Raw genomic sequence first — 12,519 nt, 5'->3', positions numbered from 1 at the left:
AAACGCATTCTGCCTGCCACAATATCGATTCCGCGTAGATTCTCGTCTGGCAGAACTGGAATTTTCTGTGTATGATTGAAACAGACTGAATATCAGGAAGTGATTAGCTTGCCGGATTGGACGTACCATACGATTTTTAAGCCGGCGCTCGATAAAATGCCGGCTGCAAAGAGCAGAAACTTTATCCACCGCGGCATGAACGCGGTTTCTTCGTTCCCCGGAGGCGGGGCATTCATTGAAATACTGGGCCATACCGAACCTTCTAAGAAGCTGCAGTCGGTTGTCGCTGGGCTTGCGTTGTCGAACCCGGTCGGTTTGAGCGGGAAAATCGACCCGTTACTCGCCGGAACGGCCACATTCGGCAATTTGGGCTTCGGCTTTATCGAAGTCGGTCCAGTATCGGCCGAGCCCCAAAACGGTGAGGCTGTCGGCTTCAATAAAACCACCGGGAGGATCGCGTTTTCCCGTCAAGGGGAATCGCTTGGGGTAAATGAAACACGCGATAAACTAGCGAAGTTAAAAAACTTCAAGAAACCGCTGCTGATCCGCATCGACCCAGAGGCTTCTATAGAGGAAACACTCCGAATCACAGCGAGTCTGCGTGATTCAGGCGACGCCTTTATCACGGCTAACCCTTTCGCCGCGAACGACTTTCAAGCATTGAAGCACGCGGCAGGAAACAAGCCGCTCCTATACGCATGCGATCTGGCAAACCTCGATCTTCCGCGCCTTAGCGAATTGGCCGGAAACGGCTGGATCGATGGAATCCTGGTTGAAGAACGCGGCATCGAGTCACCTTTTGGCATCGAATTTCCTGATGGCCAGACGGCTGAAATCGGAGCGGCAGTAAGGTGCATGAAAGCCGAACTCCACTTGCCGGTCATTACGGTTGGCGGCATTGCTGAACCCGGGGACGCCGTCACGCTTTTCCGCTCCGGCGCTGACGCGGTCATGTTGTCCAGCGGCTACGTCGAAACCGGTCCGGGATTGCCAAAACGGATCAATGAGGCCTTCCTCCACGACCGGGAGCCGCAACAAGCGGATAACAGCGGCTGGCATTGGCACTGGCTGTTCGGCTTCATCATGGTGCTTGCTGGCGTCGCAGCGTTGGTTGTCAGCCTGACGGTTGTTGTGCTGCCGTACGATGAGAAATTCCTGCGCTTGACGCGGGAAGAGCTGATGGCGCTGAATCCGCGGATCTACCGTTTCATGCAGCATGACCGCATGACGGTTGCCGGCACGATGATTTCGGGCGGTTTGATTTACATGCAGCTTGCGCGCCACGGCGTCCGGCGCGGCCTGCACTGGGCGAAAAGTGCGATCCACATCGCCGGAGCTGTCGGGTTCCTCGGCATCCTGCTGTTTTTAGGCTTCGGTTATTTCGACTGGCTGCACGGCTTGTTGTGGCTGATTTTGCTGCCGCTGTTCTGGAAAGGCTTCCAGGCATCGAAGCCGCTGAACGAGCAGCCGAAATCGGAAAATCGCACGAACCACAAAGCATGGAAACGGAGTCTTTGGGGCCAGCTCGCTTTTGTGTCGCTTGGCGTTGCGTTGGCAATTGGTGGACTGGTCATTTCGCTGATCGGCGTAACGGGCGTCTTCGTCGCGACTGACATCGCCTATATCTGCATGCCGCCTGAACAGCTGGCGTCGCTTAACGGCCGGCTGATCCCGGTAATTGCGCATGACCGTGCAGGCTTCGGCAGTGCACTTTTCAGCGTCGGCTTGCTGGTGCTGATGCTGGCGCTATGGGGTTTCCGGCAAGGGGAAAAATGGGTCTGGCAGACCTTTCTGTTCGGCGGCATTCCGGCATTCAGCGCAGCCATTTCCGTGCATTACCTCATCGGCTACACAACATTCATCCATTTATTGCCTGCGTTTATCGGCTTGGTGCTATACGGCACCGGCTTATGGTTTTCAAAGGACTTTTTCTTCTATAAGGAAGCGTGAAGGGGTCCGTATAAGGGGGATAATAAAAAATGAAATGGGCGCAAAGAGAATTCAACGCAAACGGCTCAGCTTACGCCATTCGGCCAGCTGAGGAGCGGGATGCAGAGGAGCTTTCCAGGCTGCGGCTGCAGGCGGATGGGGAAACTGAAAACCTGGACAGGGAGCCCGGAGAAGACTTCATGGATCGGGACGACTTCGTTCGTTTGATTGAATTGGACACGGAAAGCAGCCGCAGCCTGTTTCTCGTAGCGGAAGCGGATGGGAAGCTTGCAGGCTTTTCCCGCTGCCAGGGAAGCCATCTCAAGCGTTCTGAGCATAAGGTGGATTTCGGCATCATGATCCTGCAGCCCTATTGGGGCATCGGCATCGGCCGGAATCTGCTCCAGGAGTCGATCCGCTGGGCTGACTCAAACGGCATAGCCAAAATCGCTTTAAGCGTTGTCGAAAGCAATGTTACAGCCATCCGCTTATACGAAAAAATGGGCTTCAGCGTCGAAGGGGTTTTAAAGAACGATAAACTTCTTTCCGGTGGCCGCTATTGCAATACGATTGTGATGGGCCGAATCAACGGTGAACGTCAGGGCTGTTAGCTCCGGCGCTTAAAACAGGCATCTGTGGTATCGTAATAGAGGGAACGGACATGAAGACAATGCAAAAGGAGACAAGGGCTATGGATGCTAATTTGCTTAATATCATTGGCGTGCTCGCGGTATTCGCTTTAATCGTAATCGTACCGCTGGCTTTCGTATTCGGAATTTACACATTCAATAAACGCAAACGCAAATAAAAACTGTTTTAGCTTCAACGAGAGGGAAGAGCGAGGAGATATCGCTCTTCTTTTTTACGTTCTTATTTCCGCTTTACGTAAAAATATTTTTTAATGAAGGTTGACTCTTGAGTTTTTATCGTTAAAATTAATTTTAACGATAAAATATTATGAGGAGTGAACGAATGCTAAAAAATGCTGCAATACGCAATCTATGGTTGGGGCGGCTGGTTTCCGTTTCGGGAGACAGCTTGTATGAGGTGGCGGTCATTTGGTATGTCTTTGAATTGACGCGAAATCCTTTTTATACGGGATTGGCTGCCGCCATTGTGATGATTCCAAAAACCTTGAATTTCCTGTTTGGGCCGATCATCGAAGAGCTCAATAAAAAGAGGGTATTGGTCTTCGCCCAATATTTTCAGTTTCTCCTCATGCTCGCCATTCCAGCCGGGATGCTCGTTGGCGTCGAATCGGTTTGGCTGGTATTAACTATTTTGTTCCTGATTTCATTCCTTGAGAATTTCCAAGGCACTGCAGAAATAGCCGTCGTACCGGAAATTGTGCCGGCAGAGCAAAGAGGCGCATTCAACTCTTTGGCCGCTAGCTCGCAGCTATTGGTGGACATCGCCATGAAAGCGGCATTTGCCGGTTCGATTCTGTTTATCGGCATCGGCGGCATTTATCTTTACAATGCCTTGACCTACTTGGCTGCCGCATTTTTCTTTGGCTTTCTGAAAACTGACCGCCCACAACGGCAGCGGCCGGCGCCGCAGAAAATGGACTGGCCAAGCTACCGCGAGAGCCTGAAGCAAGGATTCAGCTATTTTTTTACAGGGGGCTTGCTGGTCATCTGCCTGCCGTTTCTTGTCGCGAACTTTTCCTTCGGCCTCACAAGCGCCGTTTTGCCGGTCTATGCCGCAGAACGCGGAGGCGGCGCTGTCTATGGCTATTTGATCCTCGCACTGACAATCGGCAATTTGATCGGAACCGCAGTGGTGCCGAAACTGATGAGGTACCCGCTTGGCAGGCTGATGATTGTGCTGCCCGGCTGTTCATTCCTGTTATGGACGTTTTCAGTGGTTGCCGGCAATTTATGGGTCTCCATTTTCGTCTTCGGGCTCGCTTTTGTGCCGTTCGGCATGATGAGCGTCCTGTTCATCACTTTTTTGCAGACGGCCATCGACGAAGACAAGCTGGCGCGCGTGTCGTCGATCATCGACAGCGTCCTCGTGTCCGCCATGCCGCTCGGTGCACTCCTTGGTGGAATTTTTGCGCCGCTGATCGGAGCGGGGAATATGATGCTGCTCGGCGGGGCAGGGCTGGCGGTGATTGCGCTGTACTTTACGGCGAATAAAAAAATCCGCTCCATGCCGAAAATAGGAGCGGTCCATTTGAATGAATAGCAAAAACCTGCCGCCATCAATCGTCGGCAGGTTTTTGTTCGCTTTCATACGTCAAAAGCGAAAATGTGTATTCTTTTGCGCCTTCTTTTCCTGCTGAATCGCGGGAATCCAGCATAAAGCGGATCATGTCATTGACCTTGAGCCATTCATCGTGCGTCAAAGAAGCGGTCGCTTCGGTGTACATGGAGCGGGAATAGGTTTGTTCCGGATCCTTTAAGCCATGCTCCAGGTCATCTTTCAGCAAAGCGACCCCTTTGTTCACCGACATCAAAATCATCGGCAACAAAAAGTCAGCGTTGCGCGCAGCGAGCTCGCCTTCGAATTGCATCGTGTCGCCGCCGCCGAAAAGGTGCTGGGACGAATAATACTTTTCAATCAAGTTGCCCACTTGTTTTTCTTCGCTGACTTCCAGCAGTCCGGTAGCCAGGAGCTTTTGGATCGGGTAGTACAGGCGGGAAGGCTTTTCCTCGATTCCGCTCGCGATTTCCTTGACGGTTTTGCCGGTAGTTTTCACCGCGTGCAGGATCGCTTCGGTTTTCGGGTCAAAGATCAACTTCATCATCTCTAGATTGCTGGCCATTTTTTCGCCTCGCTTTTATCGTTTAATTAAATATTAACGCAAGAAGATTTTTTAACAAAGCTTTTTGGACTCAGAGTGTAACTTTTCTCTTGTGGAATTGGTCATATCGCTTATAAGCCGCTTATGAACGTTTCGGTCAAGAAAAAACCGACGCAGTTAGCGGCATGAATAAACCTTCTTATCGAGATGAGACCACTCACGGTCCAACTTGTTCTCATCGATCACTTTCCATGGATTGAAAAAGGTCTGGCCGTTTTTATTGAAGAAAAGATCATTGCCAAGACAAAAAGAAGCATGTTGGACGATGCCTGCATGATTTATCCAGATCACCACATCTCCAGGGGCTGCTTCTTTTTCAATCAAACTGTAGTTTGCGCGGTGAAGGCCGTGGCTGAACGTTTCGGGATGTACCCATTCGCCAGCCATCCATGCGTGGCCAGTGACGGCGAACAAGGTGGCCGATAAGCAATTGCTGCCGTGGCTGTCGCTGTAGCGATTGGCGAACTGCTGCAAATGGGAAGGTGCATTTGCAGGAAGCTCATGGCATTCGGGACTGTCCCATTGCACAGCGTATTCTTTTAAGAAACGTTTCTTAATTTTAATGGGCAACTTTTTCCACCAGCTATACTGCATGATGATTAGGGCGGCTCCGTCCCATTCAATAGAGAAATCCTCAGGAGCTTCCGGAAGCATCGGAGCGGGAAAGACCAGCCCTCTGCCCGAGCCCGCTTGAACTTCGAGCAGGTGCTGCTTCTTTTGCAAAGCCATTCGCTCGATCCATTCCGGCGGTGCGACAAGTACATAAGACATACGGTCTGCGATATTCCAATACATATAGCTGTTCGCAAGTTGAAGGCGCTTGTAGACCGCATGCGCCATGAATTCACTTCGCGGCACGACTAGGACATCTGCCAATTCTCTTTCGAAATAAGCCAAATCCGCCTCTTCAATAAGAAACAGATCTTGGTTCGGGACAAAGGTGTCGATCCACGATGCTAGTTGCTTCTCGGTTGGTTCGATGGTGATTTTCATCTTTACATGCTCCTATGCTGACAGTTAGTTTGGGTACGGCAAGGTGTTGCAATAATAAAGGGGGGAGGCTGATGAAAAAAGCTGGTTTGATTTTGCTGTCATTCGTTTTATTTGCTTGCCAACCGAAAGAGGAAGAGCAAAGCATTAAAGACGGTATGCCAGAGGAGATGCCGAGTGATTTCAATTTTTCTCTTCAATTCGGCATCCAGCAAAAGAATGAAATCAATACATTCGAAGGGAAGTTGACGAAAGATTTAATAGCAGACGGGGTTGCCACTTCTGATTTGATTTTAACAGAAGACGAGATGGAAGATATTTACGTTCGAATGCGGGAGATAAAAATAGCAGAACCGAAGGATTTTACACCTGAACCTGTAAACGGGGAGGTTTGTACCCAAGAACCGCATGAAGAAGATGAATGGAACATCGTGATTAATGATGAAACGCTGCCGCATTCAATTTCAGGGAGTTTTTGTGAGCCGACGGACGATGCGGAGCAACTTATTAAGCTAAGGAATGAAGTAGTTAATGAAATTAAGAGGAAAGAGGAGTATAAATCATTTCCTGAGTCACGTGGGGGATACGAATAGGGTGGATTACGTAACTGGATAGGAGAAAATCGCATCTGACGTCCATCTTCGACCTCAACAAGGGGCGTTTTGAAGATTTATGCGCGTTCAGGAGGATTTACGAGCGTTCAGGAGATTTTATGTGCGTTCAGAAACATTTACGAGCGTTCAGCGGAATTTATGCGCGCCCAGAATAATTTACGCGCGTTCAGCAAAAATCGGAACTATCAGTCCCCCAAAACGTATAGCAAACTAAGTTACTTTCTGGGGGGATGCACATATGAAACCAAGTACAGCGTTATATAGTTTATTAGCATTGATGCAGGTGCTCATTTTAGCGCAAAGCACGTTTTTGGCAGCGGAATGGAGCGGGATTGTTATGTGGCTGAGCACAATCATTTTTCTGGTGGCCACAGGTGTCTTTGTTCAAAGCCAGTCGAGTGAGCGGAAGAATAGAAAACCGTAGAAAAAAAGTGGATTCATTGACTCTCATTGAATATTGATGATCCACATTACCGAATACGCCATGGCAATAAATTCTATTAATAGCGTGGGGGTTCATTGCGATTTTATGGAGCGGCCCATCAACGATTAAAAAACGCAATAATTTTGGCTGATGCCAAAAAGGGTTGGAGACATAAATCTCCAACCCTTTTATGTTAATTATCGTCTAGCAGATCAGCAAATAGATCAAAAGTTAATACGCGGTCCAGCCACCGTCTGCCGTGACGACTTGGCCGTTGATGAAGCTGGCGTCGTCCGATCCGAGGAAAATGGCGAGTTTCGCAATTTCTTCCGGCTGCCCGACGCGCGGATTGATGGCCATGCCCAATTGTTGGCGGTTCATGCCGGCTTCGCTGAGGTTGCTCATCGTGCTGCCGATGTTCGTTGCGACAGCGCCGGGTGCGATGCCGTTGCAGCGGATGTTTTTGTCGGCATACATGAATGCTGTATTTTTCGTGAGCCCAACAACCGCGTGTTTCGATGCCGTATAAGCTGCGCCTGCGCGTGCGCCGTAAAGCCCGCCAGCTGAGATGTTGTTGATGATGACGCCGTGTCCTTGTTCGAGGAAGATGGCTGTTGCGATGCGCATCGCGCGCATGACCGCCGTCGTATTGACCGCAAACACTTTGTCCCAGCGCTCATCGGAAATTTCACCGACCGGCTCCATGCCGTCCATGATGCCGGCATTGTTCACCAGCACGTCGAGCTTGCCGTAAGCCTGTTTCGTTTCGGCGAACAACGTCTCCAAATCCTCCAACGAAGCCACGTTCGTTTTCACCGCAATCGCTTCGCCGCCATTTGCTATGATGGCGTCCGCAACCGCTGTTGCACCGTCCAAATTCAGATCCGATACGACCACTTTCGCGCCTTCTTGTGCGTAGCCTTCCGCAATAGCCTTGCCCATGCCGGATGCTGCGCCTGTTACGATTGCCACTTTGCCTTCGAATTTCATCAATGAAAACCCCCTGAATTTTATTGAACAACTGTATAATAAAATTATAATCCCAGCAACGAAGCACTAACAACCATCAAAAGCGGGGGTTATGTTCAATAACCGACGTTTTCTGATAATTTGTTCAATAAAGGGGAGCGAAAAATGAAAACCGATCTGCGGGTACTGAAGACGAAGGATGCATTGCACGAAAGCCTGCTTAGCCTGTTAAAGGAACGGGCGCTGGAATCGATCTCCATCACAGAAATCTGCAAAGCGGCCAAAATTAACCGCGGCACGTTCTACCAGCATTACGGCAAAGTCGAGGATTTATTCGAAGAGTATTTCAAGGAGATCATGAAAGACCTGGCGGAATCCTACCAGGCGCCTTACAAGTATGTGGAGCGGATTGAAACGACGAAACTGAATCCAGCGACGATCCGGATTTTCCATCACATCGAGAAATTCAAGAAGTTCTATTTTATCGTGTTTTCCAAAAATGTGCCGCTGGCGTATTACTATCTCTTGTTCGATGAAATCCATGTGCTGATGAAAGAAGATTTCATCGCCCACCAAAAGATTGATAAAGACGTGGCCGTCGATATGCTGAGCGCTTATCAGTCGAACGCGATCCTCGGCATGGTCATCGAGTGGTACCGGCAGGACTTCAACAAAAGCGCTGCCGAAATGAATGAACAGCTCGTGGCCATCTTGAATCTGCGGCTCGGCGGTTGACCAATTGCGTTTGGACTGGGACGTATTATGATGAAAATGTTAAGTGAATATATCCTCTATAATGAAGAAAGCTAACAACGGTGAACTCCTGGAACAAGCAATAAATAAAAAATCGCGAAATTATTAAAATGCCTTAAAACATACTACAATAGATGTATCTCCAAAGTACTTGTACATAAATTATTAAGAAAGGTGATGGCTTAAGATGGCAAGGATTGATGAAATTGCCCCAAATGTCTTTCGAATTTCTATTTATGTGCCGGACTTTGGCATGCAGTTTAACCAGTTTCTTCTAAAGGATGCAGAACCTCTGTTGTTTGCCACCGGATTTAAGGCTTTTTTTCCGGAAATGCAAGAAGCAGTGGCCAGACTTATTGATCCAAGCGAGCTACGGTGGATCGGATTCAGCCATTTTGAATCGGATGAATGCGGCGCGTTAAACCAATGGTTGGAAATTGCTCCTCAATCACAAGCAGTGACCGGGTTAGTCAGCGGAATGGTGAACATAAACGACTTTGCTGATCGGCCTGCCCATGTCTTGCAAAACGAAGATGTGTTAAACATTGGCAAGAAGAAATTGCGTTACATCAGCACGCCGCACGTGCCGCATGGCTGGGATGCAGGTTTGTTCTTTGAAGAAAGCGACCGGACTTTATTAACATCGGATTTATTTCACCATAACGGTGATACGGAACCATTAACGAAGGAAAGTTTGGCGGAGCGGGCAAGGGGGGCTTTGCTAGAATTCGAGGAAGGGCCGCTTGCAGGGTATGTGCCTTATAATCAAAAGACCGATAGGATTTTGCAGAACCTAAGTGAACTCGACCCGAGTACGCTCGCGATCATGCACGGCTCTTCCTTTTATGGGAACGGCAAAAAGGAAATCCTGAATTTACGGGAAGTTTGGAAAAGTGTTATGGAAGAGTCTTATAATCAAAGCCAGTTCAACAATCACTAATAAAGCAACATGGGTTTTCAATTGTTTTGAAGAACTGAAAGAATAAATAACGAAGAATTTAAACAATCTGCTTTCAGTAAATGAAGGCAGATTGTTTTATTTATCAGCTAAGGACGAGGAGCGGTCGATTCCCTGCGGAATACCCCAGGCGACGTGCCGACCGCTTTCTTGAACGCCTGCTGGAAATGCGTGGCGCTTTTATAGCCCGTCTGAGCGGCGATTTCCGGAATGGTGCCGGCTGTTGTCAATAACAGATGCTGTGCGGTCTGCATGCGGCACTGGATCACGTATTGGATTGGGCTGACACCCGTCAACTCTTTGAACAGGCGCGCGAAGGCGTATTTGTTCAAGCCCAGCTCCATAGATAAGTTTTCCAGCGTGATGTCACGTGAATGATTCTCTTCTATATAATGCTGCGCTTTGCGGATCACTTGATCAATATCCGGCGTTTCGTTTGCTGCGGCAGGTGCCAAGGCGCGTTCAAGCGTGCAGAAGAACAGCGCAAGCAAATGGCGGAGCATGGTTCGGTCTTGCTGTTGCTGGATAATCCGTTCAAGCAATGACTGCAATTCTGAAAAGACACGCAAAAATTGAACAGGAGCCAGTTGCTGGTTACGGACGTGGCTGATTGGCAAGCCTTCTGCCAAAGTTCCGGAACAGGAAAGGTACAACGCTTGGAAAGGGGAGCGGGGGTCCACCCGTGCTTCTTGCCAGTCGCCAGCATTGCATAACACGATGCTCCCGGGTCCAGCACGGTAGCTTTTTCCATTGATGGTGAAGATGCCGGTTCCGGATGCCACCAACAACATCTCACACGCATCCGCATGCTGATGGAGCGGTTTCGTATAAATTTGGCCCATAGCGGCGAAGATGTGGCCCGCTGTATGGTAGGTTTGCAAAGGATTCATGATGTTTTCCACTCTTTTCACCCCAAAGTTTCTTAAATCCAATTATATCAAGAATTAATAGGTTTTATTTATGAAATCAATAAATTATTAAATAAAATTAATCCTGTTTCGCAAGAATCGATAGATTTATCGATATTTATCCGTGCTAAGTTGATTTTTTCAAAGAATTTAAGAACAATTGAAACAAGAATCAGGAAGAGGTGTATGCTCATTTATTTCTTACCTGATTTAAGAAGTGAAAGGTGAAAAGCACTGCCCTTTAATGACAAATAAGATTTAGAGGAGCAAGGCCTCTTTACTAAAAAAAGCAGCAGTTCCTCTACAAGCGAGGAACTGCTGCTTTTTTTGTCCTGTGTTCATTCAACGACTCATTTCACACAGCTTTATGATAAATCGTCACTTGCATGAGTATTGCCGAGTTGTTCCGCCAGGCCGATTAGAATCCCTTCGGTTCCACGAATATAGCAAAGCCGATACGAGTCCTCGTACTGAACCACTTCACCAACGAGCTGAGCACCGTGCTTAGTGAGCCTTAAAACCATTTCGTCTATGTTTTCAACAGTGAACATGACACGCAAATAGCCAAGTGCATTTACAGGAGCGGTCCGGTGATCTGCTATCACAGGCGGCTTGAGGAATCGCGAAAGTTCGATCCGGCTATGTCCATCAGGTGTCACCATCATAGCAATCTCTACGCTCTGGGAACCCAATCCCGTCACACGGCCAGCCCACGCACCTTCAACCATGGTTCTGCCTTCGAGTTTCAAGCCAATCTCCTCGAAAAAAGAGATTGCATCATCCAGGGATTCTACAACAATGCCGACATTATCCATTCTTAATAAGTTGTTTTTTTCCATCATTTTATCTCCTCCTGCATGAAATTAACTTCATGAGAATTGAACAATCGCTACTCTTATTTAAGGAAGCTCCAAATGCTACGGGAGATGCATAAGCAACTTAACTAACGCGTTCAATTAGCCCTTCATAAGCGATGAACATGGAAGATCCGCTGCTTCTGCATCACGGGTCACAAGTCACGCCTTTAGTTTGGTAACCAGTTCAAGGAGTTGGGTCGTATGAGACGTGTTCATCACGTTCATCGAGCGTTAATACGCATACTATATAATAGATTGGAATAAATGCAAAGTGGACTTTCCTTGAACAGAAGCACTGGCGTAGTTGTATATCCTCAACAAAAGTCCCTGCAGCAAGATTCAATAAGATTTTAAGTATAAGCCGGTGTTATTTCAGCATATTTTATTTTCATCAGCAAGAATCAATAGGATGGGAGTGGATAGGGTGCCTTCATCCGTTAATCGGTGACAGCCCTATACTGCTATAAGGAGGAAAGCGCAAGGGAGGGGGAACCGCTAAAATCGTGTGGCAATAGCTCCCAATACGCTTTATAATGGCGTTAATACAGCTTGTGGAGCGGCACGAAAATTCAAATTGAGGGGGAATTGCATTGGCAAAAGAATGCTGGATCAATCTGCCGGTTAAAGATTTGGAGAAATCGAAAGGCTTTTTCAAATCACTCGGATTCAGGCTCAATGAACGGTTTTCAGATAGCGATGCAATGGCAGGCGTCGTCATTGGCAGCCATAACGCGATGGTCATGTTGTTTCCGGAAGAGACATTTATGTCGTTCACAAATAACACGATTGCGGATACGGAAACCTGTACGGAGTTTTTGATTTCCATTTCAGTGGAAAATGAAGACGAAGTCCAGGAGTTGACGCATAAAGCGGCTACGGCGGGCGGAATTATTTTTGCGGAGCCTGGTGAACGAAACGGCATGTACGGAGCGGGATTTTGCGATCTGGACGGACATCGGTGGAATTTGCTGGTGATGTAGCGCAGAAATACGATTTGCGTAAATAATCGATTACGATGTGCTTAGTGAACAATTTGCGATTAACACACATAAAAACCCATCGGCTCAGACATCAAAAAGCGGGAATCGTGGAATTGGCTTATGATAAGACGCCGGTTGCCTCGGTCAAGCAGATCCTGGTGTTCATGGACATCGTGCGCGAAGACTTGCCGAAGGTTCAATGCCCGGCGCTGATTTTCGTGTCGCCAGAAGATCATGTGGTCCCGCCCCAATAACGCGCAGATGATCTATGAAGGGATTGCTTCTGCAGAAAAAACATCATCGAGATGCCGACAGCTACCACGTTGCA

Annotated in this window: 14 protein-coding genes; 9 read left to right on the top strand and 5 right to left on the bottom strand. The window is 48.2% G+C overall.

The genetic code is table 11. The annotated features are described in order from the left end of the window. The first annotated feature begins 99 nt into the window (after window positions 1–99). The 3 genes from EGV91_RS08160 to EGV91_RS08150 all read left to right on the top strand — a co-directional run bounded on the left by EGV91_RS08160 (window position 100) and on the right by EGV91_RS08150 (window position 4,119). The gene (locus EGV91_RS08160; RefSeq protein WP_421958244.1) at window positions 100–1,950 is read left to right on the top strand and encodes a dihydroorotate dehydrogenase; all 1,851 of its coding nucleotides are present in this window, start codon (window positions 100–102) and stop codon (window positions 1,948–1,950) included. A 29-nt stretch (window positions 1,951–1,979) separates the two neighbouring features. Next, window positions 1,980–2,540, top strand: a complete 561-nt coding sequence (locus tag EGV91_RS08155; protein ID WP_135502510.1) for a GNAT family N-acetyltransferase — start codon at window positions 1,980–1,982, stop codon at window positions 2,538–2,540. 361 nt (window positions 2,541–2,901) lie between these two features. Continuing rightward, on the top strand, window positions 2,902–4,119 hold the full coding sequence (locus tag EGV91_RS08150; protein ID WP_158290588.1) for an MFS transporter: 1,218 nt from the start codon (window positions 2,902–2,904) through the stop codon (window positions 4,117–4,119). 16 nt (window positions 4,120–4,135) lie between these two features. Here EGV91_RS08150 and EGV91_RS08145 read toward each other — a convergent pair whose 3' ends face one another. Both EGV91_RS08145 and EGV91_RS08140 read right to left on the bottom strand, forming a co-directional pair. Further along, the gene (locus EGV91_RS08145) at window positions 4,136–4,699 is read right to left on the bottom strand and encodes a helix-turn-helix domain-containing protein (RefSeq protein ID WP_135502506.1); all 564 of its coding nucleotides are present in this window, start codon (window positions 4,697–4,699) and stop codon (window positions 4,136–4,138) included. A gap of 156 nt (window positions 4,700–4,855) precedes the next feature. Beyond that, window positions 4,856–5,731, bottom strand: coding sequence for a hypothetical protein (locus EGV91_RS08140; RefSeq protein WP_135502504.1), 876 nt, complete (start codon window positions 5,729–5,731; stop codon window positions 4,856–4,858). Window positions 5,732–5,802: 71 nt separating this feature from the next. On the opposite strand from EGV91_RS08140, the gene EGV91_RS08135 reads away from it, so the two are divergent. Both EGV91_RS08135 and EGV91_RS08130 read left to right on the top strand, forming a co-directional pair. After that, window positions 5,803–6,321: a hypothetical protein gene (locus EGV91_RS08135; RefSeq protein ID WP_135502501.1), complete on the top strand. Its 519-nt coding sequence runs from the start codon at window positions 5,803–5,805 to the stop codon at window positions 6,319–6,321. A 259-nt stretch (window positions 6,322–6,580) separates the two neighbouring features. Next, a complete protein-coding gene (locus EGV91_RS08130) occupies window positions 6,581–6,766 on the top strand; it encodes a hypothetical protein (RefSeq protein ID WP_135502499.1) in 186 nt (61 codons plus the stop codon). A 231-nt stretch (window positions 6,767–6,997) separates the two neighbouring features. Here EGV91_RS08130 and EGV91_RS08125 read toward each other — a convergent pair whose 3' ends face one another. Further along, window positions 6,998–7,756: an SDR family oxidoreductase gene (locus tag EGV91_RS08125; protein WP_135502591.1), complete on the bottom strand. Its 759-nt coding sequence runs from the start codon at window positions 7,754–7,756 to the stop codon at window positions 6,998–7,000. 144 nt (window positions 7,757–7,900) lie between these two features. On the opposite strand from EGV91_RS08125, the gene EGV91_RS08120 reads away from it, so the two are divergent. Beyond that, window positions 7,901–8,470 carry a TetR/AcrR family transcriptional regulator gene (locus tag EGV91_RS08120; protein ID WP_135502497.1) on the top strand — a complete coding sequence of 190 codons (570 nt, stop codon included), beginning with the start codon at window positions 7,901–7,903 and terminating at the stop codon, window positions 8,468–8,470. Window positions 8,471–8,675: 205 nt separating this feature from the next. Beyond that, window positions 8,676–9,428, top strand: coding sequence for an oxygen-binding di-iron domain-containing protein (locus EGV91_RS08115; protein ID WP_135502495.1), 753 nt, complete (start codon window positions 8,676–8,678; stop codon window positions 9,426–9,428). A gap of 107 nt (window positions 9,429–9,535) precedes the next feature. Here the strand turns inward: EGV91_RS08115 and EGV91_RS08110 are convergent, their stop codons facing one another. Together EGV91_RS08110 and EGV91_RS08105 are read right to left on the bottom strand one after the other, a co-directional pair. Next, a complete protein-coding gene (locus EGV91_RS08110; protein WP_135502493.1) occupies window positions 9,536–10,348 on the bottom strand; it encodes an AraC family transcriptional regulator in 813 nt (270 codons plus the stop codon). Window positions 10,349–10,719: 371 nt separating this feature from the next. Beyond that, the gene (locus EGV91_RS08105; protein ID WP_135502589.1) at window positions 10,720–11,193 is read right to left on the bottom strand and encodes a VOC family protein; all 474 of its coding nucleotides are present in this window, start codon (window positions 11,191–11,193) and stop codon (window positions 10,720–10,722) included. A 608-nt stretch (window positions 11,194–11,801) separates the two neighbouring features. Here EGV91_RS08105 and EGV91_RS08100 point away from each other — a divergent pair. Next, on the top strand, window positions 11,802–12,191 hold the full coding sequence (locus tag EGV91_RS08100) for a VOC family protein (protein ID WP_135502491.1): 390 nt from the start codon (window positions 11,802–11,804) through the stop codon (window positions 12,189–12,191). Window positions 12,192–12,235: 44 nt separating this feature from the next. Continuing rightward, window positions 12,236–12,445: a hypothetical protein gene (locus EGV91_RS08095; protein ID WP_135502489.1), complete on the top strand. Its 210-nt coding sequence runs from the start codon at window positions 12,236–12,238 to the stop codon at window positions 12,443–12,445. Window positions 12,446–12,519: the final 74 nt, after the last annotated feature.

Source organism: Planococcus koreensis (assembly GCF_004761975.1).
GTDB lineage: Bacteria > Bacillota > Bacilli > Bacillales_A > Planococcaceae > Planococcus > Planococcus koreensis.
This window is presented reverse-complemented; position numbering and strand designations above follow the sequence as displayed.

What these genes read in the sequence shown, in the direction of transcription:
- EGV91_RS08155 (WP_135502510.1), top strand. Translation starts at nt 1,980, where the DNA reads ATGAAATGGGCGCAAAGAGAATTCAACGCAAACGGCTCAGCTTACGCC.
- EGV91_RS08150 (WP_158290588.1), top strand. Translation starts at nt 2,902, where the DNA reads ATGCTAAAAAATGCTGCAATACGCAATCTATGGTTGGGGCGGCTGGTT.
- EGV91_RS08145 (WP_135502506.1), bottom strand. Translation starts at nt 4,699, where the DNA reads ATGGCCAGCAATCTAGAGATGATGAAGTTGATCTTTGACCCGAAAACC.
- EGV91_RS08140 (WP_135502504.1), bottom strand. Translation starts at nt 5,731, where the DNA reads ATGAAAATCACCATCGAACCAACCGAGAAGCAACTAGCATCGTGGATC.
- EGV91_RS08135 (WP_135502501.1), top strand. Translation starts at nt 5,803, where the DNA reads ATGAAAAAAGCTGGTTTGATTTTGCTGTCATTCGTTTTATTTGCTTGC.
- EGV91_RS08130 (WP_135502499.1), top strand. Translation starts at nt 6,581, where the DNA reads ATGAAACCAAGTACAGCGTTATATAGTTTATTAGCATTGATGCAGGTG.
- EGV91_RS08125 (WP_135502591.1), bottom strand. Translation starts at nt 7,756, where the DNA reads ATGAAATTCGAAGGCAAAGTGGCAATCGTAACAGGCGCAGCATCCGGC.
- EGV91_RS08120 (WP_135502497.1), top strand. Translation starts at nt 7,901, where the DNA reads ATGAAAACCGATCTGCGGGTACTGAAGACGAAGGATGCATTGCACGAA.
- EGV91_RS08115 (WP_135502495.1), top strand. Translation starts at nt 8,676, where the DNA reads ATGGCAAGGATTGATGAAATTGCCCCAAATGTCTTTCGAATTTCTATT.
- EGV91_RS08105 (WP_135502589.1), bottom strand. Translation starts at nt 11,193, where the DNA reads ATGGAAAAAAACAACTTATTAAGAATGGATAATGTCGGCATTGTTGTA.